Here is a 15,590-nt window from a genome sequence, read left to right as displayed (position 1 = left end):
CACCGGACAGCGGTCCGGTGTTGCCGACGAAGAAAACCACGTATGACCGGTGGCTACAGCCGGCGGTCGTCACCGAAACCGCAGGCACGCTCACCCGAACCACGACCACCCGGTACGACGGTGCGGGCCGGGCCTACTGGACGAGCGTGACCGCACCGATCGGTCAGGCACGCGCCGCGACGTTCACCAAGTACAACGCCACCACCGGCCTGGTGGACTACGCGGGTGTGGCGAATGCGGCCGGGACCGACGCGACCACCGCCCGGACCTCCACCACCTATGACCGGTGGGGCCGCGCGCTGACGTACACCAACGACCAGGGCGAAACCACGGCCACCACCTACGACGGTGCGGGCCGGGTCTCGACCGTGACGAACCCGACCGGCACCACTACCTACACCTGGGACGGGACCGACGCCACCGGCAGCACCGAACGGCGCGGGCTCACGACCGGACTGACCATGACTCGGGCCGGGACCGGGGGTGCCTTGTCCTACAAGGGTGCCTACGACGAGAACGGCACCCTGGTCACCGAGCAGATGCCCGGGCAACTGACCCGCACCATCACCACCAACGCACTCAAGGACGAAACCGGGCTCGCCTACTCCGGCCAGGTCACCCCGACCACCGCAACCACTGACCCCGACACCGGTGAGGTCACCTGGACCCCCGGCACCCCGGTCACCGGCACCTGGTTCGCCTGGTCCACCGACCGTGACGGGATGGGCCGGATCGTGCGTGAATACACCGGCAACGGTGCCGGATTCGACGGAACACCCGGTGTCCCCGAAACAGGTGACACCTCCCATCTTCCTGTCGGGGAGGGGTTGGCGTACGACCGCAAGTACACCTACACCGCGCGGGGTCAGCTCGCGTCGGTGACGGACCGGACCGTCAACACTCCTGCGGGTGCGATCGGTCCGGACACCACCCCGGGCGAGGTGGCGGGCATGTACTGCCAGACCCGGTCCTACGGGTTCAACACCGACGGTGCCCGCACCACCCAGACCGTCAAGCAGTACAACGCGGGTGACTGCGCCGGAACACCGGACCACACCGCCACCAGGACCCACGCCTACGACAGCGCGAACCGGCTCACCACCGCAGTCAGCATCGACGGGGCCGCCCCGTCCGGGTCCTACACCTACGACGGGCTCGGTCGGCAGACCACCCTCCCGGCCGGCGACACCCCCAACGGTGGTGCCGCCGCCACGCTCGGGTACTACGTCGATGACCTACCCGCCAGCGTCACCCAGACCGGAGTCACGACCACCTTCGCCCTCGACTCCGCCGGCCGCCGCGCCACTCAGTCCACCACGGGCGGGTGGGGTGATGGGCAAGCCGTTGTGCGGCACTACGGCGACAGCAGCGACAACCCGGCCTGGTCGGTCACCACCCCCAAGAACGGTGCCGCCGAGCTGGCCCGGTACACCGACTCCATCAGTGGTGACCTCGGCGCCACTATCACCAGCACCGGTGACGCCTCTATCAGCGTGGTCGATCCGCACGACAACGCTGTGACCAGCATTGCAATCCCCGCGGCTCAAACCTCGGGGATGGCCGCGACGGTCGTGACCGGATGGGCTCGGTGGGGAGAATACGGATCCCCTGCAGCCAGCCCAACAGTCACCGGGCCGCTCGGCTACGGGTGGCTCGGCGGCAAACAACGCGAAACCAGCACCGACGCCGCCGGCCTCACCCTCATGGGAGTCCGCTACTACAACTGGACCACAGGCGCCTTCACCAGCCCCGACCCCATTCCCGCAGGCAACCACACCAGCTACGGATACCCCACCGACCCCACCAACAACACCGATGTCACCGGCCGAGCGAGTGGCAGTTCGAACAAGTGGGAAAAGGCACTCTGCGCACTTAACATTAGCGACTGCGTATACGTTCGGCGAATCGTTAACTGGTCAACATCGACAGCGAATGCAGCATACCGCGACGGACAGCGCCGGAACGCCATGCGTCATATGATCTGGCAGGCGATGCTGACGTGGTGGCTGGGGGCAACTAAAGCGACAGCATGGGGGAATGCCCATGAAAAGACGACCACATTCAGGGGTGACTCAATCCGCGACCAAAAAAACAATGTGGCTGGAAGGGAGTTGGGACGTGGGCTGCGCAACAAGTATGGGAGGGTCGGGTGGAACACAGACAACGCGATGCGTGCAGCAGTAAAATGGGCACGTGGAAGGATAGACCGAGGTATATACGCGAGATGTACGGGTTCATGGTCGTACTGCGGTGGTTAACGTAATGGCTGCCCGATCAGCACGAGTTGTGTTCGTACTACTTGCCGTAATCGGCGGTGCGGCTGGACCAATGGCTGCGTGCGCACCAGGGCAGTCTCCTCGCTATCTCTGCGAAGAGAAGAATGTGCAAGCGAGCTTTCTTGAATTGAAGACGGATCTCGAGCAGATAGGGGCAAGGGTTCAGGATCGTTTGATGTGTGATAGCGATGATCCAGCGCCGGCAGCGGATGGCGAGATCGGAGCGCCCATTCCGAAGGCTGTTGCCGGATGTATATCCATGTCACCCACTGCGTCAACCAACAAAGGATCATCATTTGAACCGCGACCGTTTACGTGTCGCCGGCTGGACGTCACCTGGATTCTATTCCTCGAACCGGATGGTGGCCTCCAGATTAATTATGATCATTAGCCTCGAAAATAGCGTCCGATTTAACGAGCCCACGGTTCGGCTGCGCCCGGACGGTAGAGGCATATTGAGCGAATCACCGACCGGATTGTCGGCTCATCCCAATCGAGGGATGTAGCGGGGGTGTGCGCCGGCTCGCGCATGAGCCATTCGGGCACAGGCCCACGGACCTGCAGGTTCGGGTGCGTCGCTACAGGTGCGCATACTGCGGGCGCATGTGGCGGCAGGACACCACGGCGGCCGCGCCGCCGCGGGCGAAGATCTTTCGCGTCGGGCCCGGCTAGCCCCGATCGTTCACGTGTCGTGATCTGACGCGGGTCTTGAAAGCGCGAAAGTGCCTGTCGCGTAACGAGATACTGGACTTCTCAACGGTTCAGATCGTCGTTTCGGAAGGCACTTCGCAGGTGAAGCGTAACGCGTGGTCGGCAGGGTTGTCCGTGACCGGTGATGGTGTCGGAGTAGTGGCCCACGCGGGCAGTGTCGGACTGCGGCTGCTGGCCGACCGGGTTGGGCTGACCGGCGAGTTGTCGACGGCGATGTCCCGTGGTGGCTTCACACCTGGTCACGACCGTGGCCGGGTGCTGGTCGATGTCGCGGTGATGATCGCTGATGGTGGTGAGGCGATCGCCGACATCGACGTGTTGCGTCACCAGTCGTGCGTGCTCGGTCCGGTTGCCTCGCCGCCGACGGTGTGGCGCGCCCTGGACGAGGTCACCCCGGGCCGGTTTAAGAAGATCGCGGTCGCGAGGGCCCGCACCCGCCGCCACGTGTGGGCCCACCTGCCTGGTGGGGTGCCCGCAAGCCAGGTCGCCGGGACCGATCTCGGTGCCACCGTCGTGCTCGACGTGGACGCCACGATCGTGATCACCCACTCCGAGAAACAGAACGCTGCGGCCACGTTCAAACGGACCTTCGGGTTCCACCCGATCGGGGTGTGGTGTGACAACACCAGCGAGTTCCTCGCGGCGAAACTACGGGCCGGGAACGCCGGGTCGAACACCACCACCGATCACATCGAGGTCCTGACCGGCGCGATGGCCCAGATCCCCGGCACCCACCGTAAGAAGCTGTTGATCCGTTCCGATGGTGCGGGCGCATCCCATGGGCTGCTGGACTGGCTCACCGAACAAGGTCAGATCCGTGGCCGCAGCCTGGAGTACTCGATCGGGTTCGCGGTCACCGAGAAGATCCGCGAGGCGATCAGGCTGGTCCCGCAGCAGGTGTGGTCGCCCGCGACGAACGCGGACGGCGGGGTGCGCGAGGGTGGTGACGTCGCCGAACTGAGCAGTCTGCTGGACCTGAGCGGTTGGCCGGCCGGGATGCGGGTGATCGTGCGCCGTGAACGGCCGCATCCCGGTGCGCAGCTGTCGCTGTTCGAGGAGACCGACGGGTGGCGCTACCAAGCCTTCGTCACCAACACCAACACCAGCACCGGGCAGCTCGCCTTCCTCGAAGCGCGGCACCGGGCTCATGCCCGGGTCGAGGACCGGATCCGGCACGCCAAGGACACGGGCCTGGGTCGGTTCCCCTCGCGTGAGTTCGGCATCAACAGCGCGTGGTTGACGTTGACCATGATCGCGGCGGATCTGGTCGCCTGGACCCGCCTGCTCGCGTTCACCGCCGACGCCGAGGTCCTGGCTACATGCGAACCGAAAGCGTTGCGGTACAGGCTTCTTCACGTCCCCGCCCGGCTCATCCACGGTCAGCGACGACGACGGTTGAAGATCCCTGAAACGTGGCCCTGGGCGGCCGCGATCGTCGCGGTCTTCGCGAACATCGCCGCCATCCCGTGGTCAGCCTGACCCAACCCGTCCGCCCGCGACATCAGCACCCGGAGAACCGCAGACCGGCAGCGCCAGCCGGCACGACGTCATACCCACCCACCGCCATCGAGCCACCTCACCCAGCACAGCCGTGATCAGCTTCCCCATGAAAGACCGGGGCTAGCAGACAGCCCCGAAGGGTGGATCTGTCGTGACAGGTGGGCGGGTCTCGACACTCACCCACCCGCATGGAGACCCCGCCGGATGCGTGAGCACGTGGACAAGGCGCATCATCTTGAGCAGCCCGGCTGTGACCTGCTCCGAGCCACACAGCTTCCAGCCCGTGCGCGCACGCCTGGCGGAGACTCTCGTGATTATTATACGGGATAATGCATGGAATCCCGTGTAATAAGTCGTAAGGTGGCTGCCATGACCACGCCGGCCGACCCACCCGCAACGCCCTCGGTCTCGGTCTCGGTCTCGGGGACAGTCGCACGGGCACCAGCGACCACGGATGCGGTGCGGCTGCTCGACGACGTGCCGCTCACCGAGGTCGAGACCGAGTACGTCGAGGCCGCGCGGGCGGCGAACACGTTGCGTGGGTACCGCTCGGACTGGACCGAGTTCACCACCTGGTGCGTCCAGCACGGCCGGGACCCGTTGCCGGCGGCCGCATCCACGATCACCGGGTACCTGTCCGACCTGGCCAAGGCCGGCGCGAAGGTCGGCACGATGAGCCGGCGCCTGTCCGCGTTGAAGTTCGTCCACCAGTTGCAGGACCTGCCCGACCCCACCAGCAACGCCCGGGTGGTCGCAGTCTGGGAAGGGATCCGCCGCACCCACGGCGCACCACCAGACCAAGCCGCTCCGCTCATGCCCCCGGAGCTGTTCGACGTCCTCGCCGCCTGCCCCACCACCAAGACCTGGAAGACCAAAGGCAAGGCGCCCGAACCCGACCTCGCCGGGCATCGCGACAGGGCGCTGCTGCTCGTCGGGTTCGTCAGCGCCCTACGCCGCAGCGAACTCGCCGCCCTCCAAGTCGAGCACGTCGACGAGCACCCCAACGGGCTCGTCCTCTCACTACCCCGGTCCAAGACCAACCAGCACGGCACCGAAGCCGAACTCGTCGTCCTCCCCCGCTCCGGCAACCCCGACCGGTGCCCCGTCACCGCACTGCGCGCCTGGCTCGAACTCGCCCAGATCACCACGGGCGCTGCCTTCCAAGGAGTGACAAAAGGGAACAAGCCGACTGGCCGGCCACTACATCCCGAGTCGATCAACACCCTCGTGCAGCAGGCGATTGCCCGCGCAGGGATCGACCCACTCCCCTACTCCGCGCACTCCCTGCGCGCGGGGTTCATCACCTACGCCCACCTGCGCGGGGCGACCGACCGCGCGATCGCCCACCAATCCCGACACAGGTCCCTCGCGACCCTCGGCGGCTACGTCCGCATCCACAACGCCTGGACCGACAACGCCGCCACCAGCCTCGGCCTGTAATTGAGCTACACGCGCCACGAAGGCGCAGCTCGCGGCCGAACAGCACGAATTCACCTACCATCAAGGCATGTCTACGGTGCCACCAGAACCCGACGACCAGGGCTCCTCGCCGATCGTGGAACCTGAGGGTCCGCCCACCGGCGTTGTGATCAAGCACAGTGCAGAAGATGACGACAATATGGTGGTCGCGGATGGCCAGTAGCGACAAACCGGGGCCTGCCTCTAAACCTCCCCCTCCACCGACCGAGTCGGTATTGAAGAAGTGGGCGAGCAAGCAGAAGCCACCGCGACCTACCCAGCCCCCGCCAAAGCGGTGACGCCCCCCAACGAATCCGCGGCCGCGCCGCAGGGAGCCTCCGAGGGCAACGTGGAACAGAGCGTCGGTAGCGAACTGATCGAGCTCCTGACCGCCCAACTGACTCTCGAGGTCCAACGTCTCGATCGGCACCTTGGGCGACTGGCGACCTTTCAAACAGCCGTTCCTTTCACGATCACAGTGCTGGGCGCAGCGGCCGCAATCGGTCGATACGCCGCGCCGACGGCCCCCACCCCGTCAACCGCACCTTGTCCTTGGATCCTTCTCGTGGCCGCCCTGATCTCGCTGATCACCAGCTTCGCAATCTCTCTACATGCCATCGACAAGTCGGGCGTGGCTGGCATGTCCAGCGAGCAGCTGAAGAAGTGGTTCCCCGACCACTGGACGACACCTTCTGTCGAGCTTCGCCGATACCGTTGTGAAAGCATCCTCAACGCGATCGTGGCTCAGGAAGGGGTCGCAGATCGGCTTCGCTCAGCGTGGAGATGGGCCGCTGGGGCCCACTTTCTCGGATCCGTCCTCTCAGTTGGGGGACTCCTAATTTTGTTGACGTCGTAACCCTCCTGACGTCAGCGGCGCACCCGTTCAACGACATGACGGCCTGTCGAGCCACGCGAACAAGTGTTCGCCAAATGGTCAAGTTGTTCGGCGGGTCCAGCCTCCGACGCGGCCGCAGCGGTGGGAGACTGTCGGGGTGACCACGCCGCTGCCCCAAGAGCCCGATACGGGAGCGGCTAGGAAGGCTCGTGGGGCGTTCTTCACGCCTCGCGTTCTGTGTGACTGGGTCTCGCAGTGGGCGATCCGTTCCGTCGATGATGTCGTGCTCGAGCCGTCGTGCGGTAATGCCGAGTTCTTGCTGTCGGCGGGCCGGCGCTTGTTCGCCCTTGGAGGTTCGGGAGCACAGTTGCGTGGTGCCGAACTGCATCCCGCGTCGGCATGGGCCGCGGCGCACCGGCTGGAAGAGGCTGGGTTCGCAGCGGATATTCACGTTGGTGACTTCTTCGACGTGACGCCTACTCGGGACGTGTCTGCGGTTGTGGGTAACCCGCCCTACGTCCGCTATCAAGGCCATAGCGGTGAAGACCGGGTCAAGTCGCGTCGAGCGGCACTGTCTGCTGGTGTTCGGCTGACTGCTCTGGCGTCGTCCTGGGCGGCGTTCACGGTGCACTCCGCAGAGTTCCTGGCACCGGGCGGCCGACTGGGCCTGGTCGTGCCGGCCGAGTTGCTGTCGACGAACTACGCCGCCGCTGTACGGCGGTACCTGCTGGAGAAGTTTGCTTCCGTCACTTTGGTGATGTTCGAGGATCGAGTCTTCCCCGGGGTGGAGGTGGAGGCCGTGCTGCTCTTAGCGGACGGGTTCGGCCTGGGCCCAACGGATCACTTCACGGTCACTCAGGTGCGAGACGCAGCCGCCCTCGCCGGCGGTGGCGTTCAGAGCACGTGGGCCCCGGCGTCTTTGGACGAGAAGTGGACGCCTTCCCTGATTGCTGCGGATGCGCTCAGCACCTACCGGCGTGTGGTGTCGGACGAGCACTGGTCCCAGTTGTCCGACTGGGGTGAGACTTCACTGGGCGCGGTCACCGGACACAACAAGTGGTTCACCATGACCTCCGTGCAAGCGGCCGATCTGGCCTTGGATCGGGGTGACTTGGTCCGCATCTCCCCTACCGGGTCGCGGCACCTGCGAGGACTCGAACTCACTGCGGCGGCTTTGAACGAACTGGATGCTGCCGGTCAGGGAACATGGCTGTTTCGACCGCCAACGGATCCGTCGCCAGCAGCGTCGCGACGCATCAGCGCCGGCCAGGAGGACGGTGTCGACCAGCGGTACAAGTGCCGGGTCCGCAAGCCGTGGTGGCGGGTCCCGGTGCTGGCGCCCCCGGACCTCTTCCTGACGTACATGAACGCTGACACCCCCCGGCTGGTCAGCAACAGCGCGCGCGTCCTGCACCTGAACTCCATCCACGGGGTCTACGTCCGCAAGGGCCAGAAAGAACTGGCGCGAGAGCTACTGCCCCTGGCGTCCATCAACTCCATCACCATGCTGGCCGCCGAGACAGTCGGACGCGCCTACGGTGGCGGCATGCTGAAGATCGAGCCTCGCGAGGCCGACTTATTGCCGGTGCCCGCACCCGAACTGCTGCGCGCCGCAGCCGACGAACTCCGCGCGGTCAAACCCTCGCTGGGCCAGGCGCTACGGGGTGGCGATCTGTTGGCCGTTGCCAAACGCGTCGACGACATCCTGCTCGTGCAGCACCTGGGGCTGAAACGAGCCGACTTGGCACGGATCCGAGCGGCCCATGCCACGCTCAGCGACCGGCGCAAGGCGAGGTCGAAGGGATGACACGCGTTGACGACACTCTTGCCGCGGCGTTGAAGGGGCTTCCCCCTAAGCCTGCCGATGACGCTGGCCAGGCGGAGAAGAAACGGTACTCCGAGCTGATGTCGGCCGCCGTGGCGCAGGCGTTCGCCGCCGAGTTGCGGGCTCGCGGGATGGTGGAGGCACGCCCGTCGCCGCCAGGAGTATCCGGGGCCAGCGGAGCCGAACGACGCCTAGCCGGCGGACTCGGCGCCAAAAAGGTCGACGTGTCCTGGGCCACCGAAGAATCCGGGCTGATCGCCGCGATCACGGTCAAGACAATCAACTTCCGCGACAACAAATCCCGGTCCTTCCAAAAGAACCTCACCAACCGTCGCGCGGACCTGCTCAACGAAGCAGTCACGTTGCATCGTCGCTTCCCTTACGCCGTGCTCGGCGGGTTCTTCTTCATCGACGCCGACGCCGCGAACGACGGCACGACCCGCCGACAGTCGACCTTCCTCAACGCCTTCCCCCGATTCCGACTGTTCACCGGCCGAACCGACCCAGCAGGCCGCGACGAACAGTACGAACGCCTCTACCTCGTCCTCGTCAGCGCCAACCCGTTCAACCCCACCTGGCGCTGCTTTCACATGACCGACTCCAACAACGAAGTCACCCTCGACGACGCACTCACCGCCATGGTCGACCTCATCGTCGAACGCAACTTCGATACCTACGAAACCGACGGCAACGGCGGCGTACAGAAACTAGGCTGATCCCCGCGAGCCGGAGCATCGCACCGTTCAGCGCCCGACCAGGATTTGGCTGGGTGTACCCCATTCCGCGCAAGTAGGAACCCCCTCAGATGCGCACTTTTCACCACCGCGCATCTAGGGATACTCCTACTCACACAGTCGAGAGCTCAGAACAGGCGGGTCATCATCGAACCGGCGGGCAGCCCTAGCGGTGTAGCAAAAACCTTCGTTTCAGCTACCGCCCCTCCGTGGGTGCTGAGATGGCCAAGTCCGATGTGCGCCACGCGATGAAGAATGCACACATGTCGCGCATCGGCTTCTTGCACACGTCGCCAGTCCACGTTCCAACTTTCGACAACCTTCTGAGCGAGGTCGCCCCCGAAGCGCACCCCGTGCACGTGGTCGACGAGTCCCTTCTAACTGATGCCCGCGTGAATGGTCCACAGTCGGTCGCTGACCGCTGCTGTACCAGAAACGGTCATTTCCGGTCGCCGCGCAAGTGGGGATAGACGGCCGCAGCTACGTCGCCGCCGATCGCGTAGCGCCGTGCCCCGTCCTCGTCGACGTGAACCTCGAAGGGTGCTCGATCGATCTGTTGGCCAGGTGCCTCGGCCCAGGCGGCGTTGTGCGCCGCAACGTAGCCCGTGGGCGTCGACCAGGCCTCCGGGAGTGAAGTTCCGACTCCGAGGCGAATGCGGTGGATCGTGCTTTTGGGGATGCGTAGCGCTTTCGCGATATCCCGTGTCGAGTGGCCCTGGTGGGTCGCCTCTCGCACGTAGGTGTTCATCGCCAGCCGGGCGACGGTGGCGGTGTCGGCCGCTGCCGCGCGCGCCGCTTCGTATGCCGTCAAGGCTTGGTCGAGGGTGGGGTTCTCGCGCATCTGCATCCTCCTGCGATCTTGGCGTGTCCCACGGCGGGACACGCCGAATGTCCCACCGTGGGACGACCGATGTCAAGGCCTGAGATCGGTCGTTACCGGGCGGTGAAGAACAGCCACAGGCCAGCGATGCCGAGGACGAAGGAGGCGGCCGCCGCGACCTCGGGCGCGGTCACGAGCTGGGCCGTGTGGCTGTGGGTGCTGAGGTCGCATCGCCGGAACGGCCCAGGACGCGCCTTGGCGCAGCGTCCCTGAATGGTCCCGTTCCACGCCGTGCAGCGGTAGGCCAGCCACGCGGCCACGGCGAAGGGAAGGAGCAGCAGCAGGCAGGCCAGAATGACCGCCCACACTCCGCCGGTCTCGTAGAACCGATCCCACGACTTCGTGACAACGAGAAGGGCCAGCAGGTCGACGAGACTCACGCCTCCGGCTCCGGCCGACGTCCCGAACCGGGACGGTCCCTGCGGTGCTGCCGGGCGTGGCCTCGACGCGGCCACGGGTCGGGGTGCAGTAGCCCACCCACTCCCGGTGCCTGACAGTGGGCACACCGTGCCCGGCCGATGCCGTTGCACCTTGCAACGGCTGTTGTACTGGCACACGGTTCAGTCCTCCTCGGTGCCGGCGGGAGTGGCCCCGACTCGCGGCTTGTGCTGGCAGGCGCAATGCCGCCAGGGCTACTCACGCCCGGCGATCGCGTCAATGCACGCGGCCGACGAGTGCGGCTCACGGCACGCTGGGCAGATCATCGGCTCGACCGGGAGCCCAACACTCCCCGGAAGCCCCGCAACATGGCCCATCCGATGAGACCCACTGAGGCGCCATGAAACAGTCTACGCGCTCGGCCGAAAACGGTGCATCCACGTTTCGGTCGGATTTCGTTTCGGTCGCCAGTTTCGGGCGGCCTCGACGTCCAGGCTTTTCGGGCTTGCTACTGGCCGCGCCTGGGCCGTCAACAAACGATCGTTAACGGACGCTCCCACCGTGCGCGGCAGGTGGGTCGCGCGAAGTGCGCGCCCATGCCGACGCGCGTCGCGAACGGAAGACCCCTCCTAGGAATCGCCGGGGCTGTGCTCACCTCCCTCCTGCACCCAGCCGCGGCCTACGCCGATGAGCTGGACGGGTTTTGTTTCAACTCGCCAGTCACCCGACGAGCGGCCCGAGGTCGGGACATCGTCCGGATGCGGCCGATCGGGGATCATCGAGCACAGCCATGGCGAGTCGGTGTTACGCCACGCGCGTGTAAAAGGATTGACACTCGAAGACTTTGCATGTAAAGTTTTTTACATCACTTCAGGATGAGCCCGAGAGGATTGATTGAAGTCATGGCACAGCGACACGAGATCGAAGCATGGGTCAACCCAGACGCGTGGGACGACCAGGACGATGCCGAGCGTGTCATCGACGCGATCGAGGCATCCGGCACCGAAGACGAAGCGGAGTGGGTCCGGATCGCCGGCGGCGACACCGCCGACATCCTCGCGGCCGCATCCCGGGACGTCGACCACCAGGACCGGGCCGACGCACTCGCTCAGGCCGGCGCCGCACGAGAGGACGCCCTTAACCGGCTTCGCGTCCTCGCAGTCGAGGCCGTTGCCGCTGGAATGCCGAAACGCCAGGTCGCCGAGTTGGCCGGCACGTCCCGGCCGACACTGGACAAATGGCTCCGCGAAGGCTGACCCCAGCCGAGTGCAGCGTCCACGGATGCGACCGGGTCGCGGACGCCAAAGGGCTGCAACCGCCCGCGCAAGCACTGGGTGCCGACTACTCCCCCCGGATAGGGCCTTCGAGATCCAGTGGGTTGGGCTCCCATTGACGGGCGTATCGACGCAGCACCCTCAGCTGGTCGGTTTCGTCACGGTAGGTGTCATCGCTGAGGGTCCGCAGGACAAGGAGGGCAGCCTTGACGCTCGCGTCTGCGTCATCGCGGGGGGTGGATCCGTCGGGCCCCGGTTGACCGGCGAGATGGTCGGGCAGCTCCGCCAGCGTGGTGAGTGCTTCGAGGATCGTGCGTGCGGCGGATTCGGCAGTGACTTGTTCGTCTGGTGTGAGCCGGTGATACCGGGTGTCGACGCGGTCAACGACCGCGGCGTTGCCTGTTTGCCCCGCCGCGCGGAGCGCGCCGGCCGCGTCGGCCATCGTGGTGTGACTCTCCTGGCCAATCTCCAGCACGTCGGCCGGGTGGAGCTCGAGGCCGTCGCGCTGGCCGGGGGTGGTGCCGAGGATCGCATCGAGCTGCTGGGCCATCCCTACTACTCGACTGGTGTCACGCGCCTCCAGGGCCCGCATGAATTGGCGCGCGGCAACCATGATGTCGGTGTTGTCCGGGTCGAGCCGCAGCCCCGCTCCGAGCGTGTCAGCCAGGGTTGTGACCTTCTCCAGCTCGTCCGTCGTCTTGACCGGCATCGTCATTCTGTCGATCCACAAGCAGACCGCGGCCACGATGGCAGCAACCGCTGCGAGCATCCCGGCGTCGCGGTAACCGACGAGCGCGAGAACCATCAACAGCGTCGTCATGGCACCACCGATGATGCCGATGTTCCGCAGCGTGAAGCTGATGCCGTAAGCAGTGATCGCCGGTTGCTGGCTGATTTCTCGGGTGAACGAACGGCCGTTAGCCCATGTCACCTTGATCACGGTTTTGGGCGTGGGCTGAACCATTCCCGGTGAAGGATCGAGCACGCGCCGGGTCTCGATGCAGTACCGCCGATCTGCAGCCCCCGCGCTCTGCCCTGACATCGCCGCATTGTTCGTCACGACTGGGTCTCCTTCGTTGCATGGGTGTCCAGTGAGCCTCGCAGCGCCCTACGACAGGTTCCGGAGATGTAGTTCATTGGTCTACCTCGTGGTTGTGGGTGGTACCCCGTAGTGATGTATTGAGTGTTCTTGATGTGTGAACTAGTTCGGTTCCCTTTCTTGGTCTTCCCCCGCACCGAATGAGTCATTCGCGGTGAACACGATGTCGATCCGTCGGGGTTTGTGTTGACAGGCGCAGTGCCGGTCGGGGTATTCGCGGCCGGCCTGTGTGTCGATGCACTGAGCGGCATCGTGCGGTTCCTTGCACGGGTCGCAGATCATGGTGTGCCTTTCGGTTGTGGGTGGTACCCCGGGTACGTGCGGTGACGTCTTCTGATTCAGCTGGGTTTGATGGTGAGGTCGCCGCCATTGCGGTTTGCGGCGGCCGCAGCGGCGTAGAGAACGGCATGGGTCACGAAGGTTCCGCGGCCTTCGAGGTGACCGATGAGCTCGTCGGCGCGCATCGCCTCCTCGAGGGCGATACGGGCGCCTTCGGGGAGAGAGAACTGCCGCGGGCGGGATGCGTTCTTGGTGGCTGGCGGGAAGGTCATGCGGTCGCGCTCTTGAGCGCGCCGTTGCGGCGACAGTCGGGCCCACATCTGCACGGCGATGGTGACCCACCCATTGAATGCCTTCGGGACGGCATTCGGGTCGTCGATGCGGTCGACGACGTGGGCGGCCTTCGCGAGAGCCATCGTCTCGTCGCTCCAGCGGGTCGAGAACACCAAGCCCCCGCCGGCTGCACTGGTTGACTTGCTAGTCCTGGCGGTCGAGGTCGTCCTCGCTGATCCTGCCGAACGAGTGCCGCCGGCGGACCGCGGTGCGCTCTTGGCTGCGTCGTCGGGGTCGATGCCGCTGTGCTTGACGGCGCCGAAGCTGGTGGGCTGGCGGCGTCCGGTGGGGCTGGTCATGAGGCCACTCCTGTCTTGTCACGGATGATGGTGCCGATCGCGTCGATGTAATCGGCCGCAGCGCGGGTCTGTGGGGTGGAAAGGGTCACGGGTCGGCCCGCTCGACGGGATGACCGGTACGCCTCCGGCACTCGCGCGTCTTCCCTGATGGGGCTGGTTACCCGGCCGGCGTAGGTGGTGGTGAGCCGGTCAAGGATCTCCCTCGACATCACTCCCCTGCTGCGATACCGGGTCGGGACGATCCAGTTGATGCGCGCCCCGGGCCGCATCCGCTTACCGACCGTGGTTCGCAGGACTTCCTCGAGCCGCTCCAGCTGCTCGATCGCTTCGCGCTCCATGCTGACCGGCGCGATCACAACGTCGGCCGCCACCAGGGCTGTGATCGTGACGCCAGCCAGCGACGGCGGCGTGTCGATCACGACATCAGTCCAGGGCTCGATGCCACCGCGCAGGTAGTCCCGCAGCCCGGTCGCGAGGTCGGGCACATCCTGCACGGTGAGCCCACCGAGTTGGTGCGTGCCGACCACGATGCTCGCCCCGGGCACGGTCGGTGCGTCGATCGCGACTTCGTGCAGCGTGGCAGTGCCTTCAAGCACCTCAGCTGCGTGGCCGTAGATCGTCGTGTCATCGACAACCCCGACCCAGCTGGTGAAGTTTCCCTGCTGATCCAGGTCGATGCCGATCGGTTTGCGACCGACACGGGCAAGGGAGGCCAGGAGCTCGCCAGCCACGCTCGACTTGCCCACTCCCCCCTTGCCATTGGCCACGGCGTAGATCGTCATGACGGCGCCCCTTCGGTCTCCCGGCGCAGCTCCTGGGCTTTGGCATTGATGGCCGAGCAGAGGGCAAACTCCAACTTCCCTCCGCGATCGAGGATCGACCGCATACGTGGCGAGGCCTCAGCAATCGCCTTCTCGCAGTCTTCCCACGTCACGCCGGCCTGCCCCATCACGAAGGCCAGTTCGCGAGCGAGTTCGACGACGTCGTCGAGGTAGGCCGGCTGCTGGTCGTCCGACCGCTGCCAGTACCGCTGTCCCTTCAGCTCGTTCCGTGCTTCCGTGACGGCTTCCCATTGAGGGTCGCGCCCGCTCATGACGTTGTCCTTTCGGTCGGTGGTACCGCTGATGTATCGACAATAACTCATGTGTGAGATGTATCTATCAAGTTGCTGGGCGGTGGGTCGCCCATAGACTGTGGGCACCTTTTGGTGTGGTACCCCGAAGGTGAGGATGGGCCCGGCCGCTCGGTCGGGCCCATCCGATTACCTCAGGCCGCCCCGTCACCCCCGCACTGTTGGCAGGCCGGGGAGGCACCGATCGGCAGTCGCCCGCTGATCCACCCGCACCATTCGCAGATGGCCAGGCGGTCGCCGTTGCTGACAACGAACACGACGCCGCCCTCCCCCGGCGTGCCCCACAGCGCCGGCCGGTCGTCCTGATTGCGCGCTTCGCCCCGCCAATCGAAGGATGGCCAGGTCACTGCCGCCCGGCGCAGCGGGTAGCGCCACGCGTCGAAGATCTGCTCGCTGGTCAGGCGTTGCCGCCGCGCCTGGGCGTAGGCGTTCCGGTACCGGTCGCGATCACCCGCAACAACGGACTCCCCCAGCTCGTGCAGCGTGCCCATTACCTCTGCAATGCTCGGCAGGCACCGTCGAGCACGACTTCTTTCACTGGCCTCACTGGCCATCCGGATGGCTTCGTCTTTGTTGG

Annotated in this window: 13 protein-coding genes and 1 pseudogene; 7 read left to right on the top strand and 7 right to left on the bottom strand. The window is 65.7% G+C overall.

All coding sequences use genetic code 11. From position 1 onward, the window contains the following. Positions 1–20: 20 nt before the first annotated feature. The 6 genes and pseudogenes from EU513_RS13845 (at position 21) to EU513_RS16475 (ending at position 9,321) form a co-directional block, all read left to right on the top strand. A complete protein-coding gene (locus tag EU513_RS13845; RefSeq protein ID WP_205744790.1) occupies positions 21–2,258 on the top strand; it encodes an RHS repeat-associated core domain-containing protein in 2,238 nt (745 codons plus the stop codon). Positions 2,259–2,789: 531 nt separating this feature from the next. Then, positions 2,790–2,939, top strand: a pseudogene (locus EU513_RS13840) (ISL3 family transposase); the annotation flags it as partial. 102 nt (positions 2,940–3,041) lie between these two features. Next, positions 3,042–4,466, top strand: coding sequence for an IS1380 family transposase (locus EU513_RS13835; RefSeq protein ID WP_205744792.1), 1,425 nt, complete (start codon positions 3,042–3,044; stop codon positions 4,464–4,466). Positions 4,467–4,856: 390 nt separating this feature from the next. Next, positions 4,857–5,927, top strand: coding sequence for a site-specific integrase (locus EU513_RS13830; RefSeq protein ID WP_168990288.1), 1,071 nt, complete (start codon positions 4,857–4,859; stop codon positions 5,925–5,927). A 1,010-nt stretch (positions 5,928–6,937) separates the two neighbouring features. Next, positions 6,938–8,587, top strand: a complete 1,650-nt coding sequence (locus EU513_RS13825) for a class I SAM-dependent DNA methyltransferase (protein WP_240796068.1) — start codon at positions 6,938–6,940, stop codon at positions 8,585–8,587. After that, complete coding sequence (locus tag EU513_RS16475) at positions 8,584–9,321, top strand: hypothetical protein (RefSeq protein ID WP_240796067.1); 738 nt, start codon at positions 8,584–8,586, stop codon at positions 9,319–9,321. Before EU513_RS13825 ends, EU513_RS16475 begins: the two co-directional genes overlap by 4 nt. Before the next feature lie 457 nt (positions 9,322–9,778). Here EU513_RS16475 and EU513_RS13815 read toward each other — a convergent pair whose 3' ends face one another. Continuing rightward, entirely contained in the window at positions 9,779–10,180 is a 402-nt protein-coding gene (locus tag EU513_RS13815; protein WP_129626906.1) for a hypothetical protein, read from the bottom strand. 92 nt (positions 10,181–10,272) lie between these two features. Next, positions 10,273–10,599 (bottom strand): hypothetical protein, encoded by a 327-nt coding sequence (locus EU513_RS13810; protein ID WP_129626904.1) that lies wholly within the window; start codon positions 10,597–10,599, stop codon positions 10,273–10,275. A gap of 900 nt (positions 10,600–11,499) precedes the next feature. Between EU513_RS13810 and EU513_RS13805 the strand changes: the two genes are divergently transcribed. After that, positions 11,500–11,853, top strand: coding sequence for a helix-turn-helix domain-containing protein (locus tag EU513_RS13805; RefSeq protein WP_168990287.1), 354 nt, complete (start codon positions 11,500–11,502; stop codon positions 11,851–11,853). 85 nt (positions 11,854–11,938) lie between these two features. Here EU513_RS13805 and EU513_RS13800 read toward each other — a convergent pair whose 3' ends face one another. The 5 genes from EU513_RS13800 to EU513_RS13780 form a co-directional block, all read right to left on the bottom strand. Continuing rightward, positions 11,939–12,931 carry a hypothetical protein gene (locus EU513_RS13800; protein ID WP_129626900.1) on the bottom strand — a complete coding sequence of 331 codons (993 nt, stop codon included), beginning with the start codon at positions 12,929–12,931 and terminating at the stop codon, positions 11,939–11,941. A 377-nt stretch (positions 12,932–13,308) separates the two neighbouring features. Beyond that, positions 13,309–13,881, bottom strand: coding sequence for a hypothetical protein (locus EU513_RS13795; protein ID WP_129626898.1), 573 nt, complete (start codon positions 13,879–13,881; stop codon positions 13,309–13,311). Beyond that, positions 13,878–14,663, bottom strand: a complete 786-nt coding sequence (locus EU513_RS13790) for a ParA family protein (protein ID WP_129626896.1) — start codon at positions 14,661–14,663, stop codon at positions 13,878–13,880. Before EU513_RS13790 ends, EU513_RS13795 begins: the two co-directional genes overlap by 4 nt. Continuing rightward, the gene (locus EU513_RS13785; protein ID WP_129626894.1) at positions 14,660–14,974 is read right to left on the bottom strand and encodes a hypothetical protein; all 315 of its coding nucleotides are present in this window, start codon (positions 14,972–14,974) and stop codon (positions 14,660–14,662) included. The genes EU513_RS13790 and EU513_RS13785 overlap by 4 nt, the downstream gene beginning before the upstream one ends. A 173-nt stretch (positions 14,975–15,147) precedes the next feature. Further along, positions 15,148–15,590 (bottom strand): hypothetical protein (locus EU513_RS13780; RefSeq protein ID WP_205744789.1); only part of this gene is annotated, 443 nt, incomplete at its 5' end.

The sequence above is a fragment of the Yimella sp. RIT 621 genome (assembly GCF_004146205.1).
GTDB lineage: Bacteria > Actinomycetota > Actinomycetes > Actinomycetales > Dermatophilaceae > Yimella > Yimella lutea.
The sequence above is the reverse complement of the archived record's forward strand: the minus strand, read 5'-3'. Positions and strand labels throughout refer to the sequence as shown.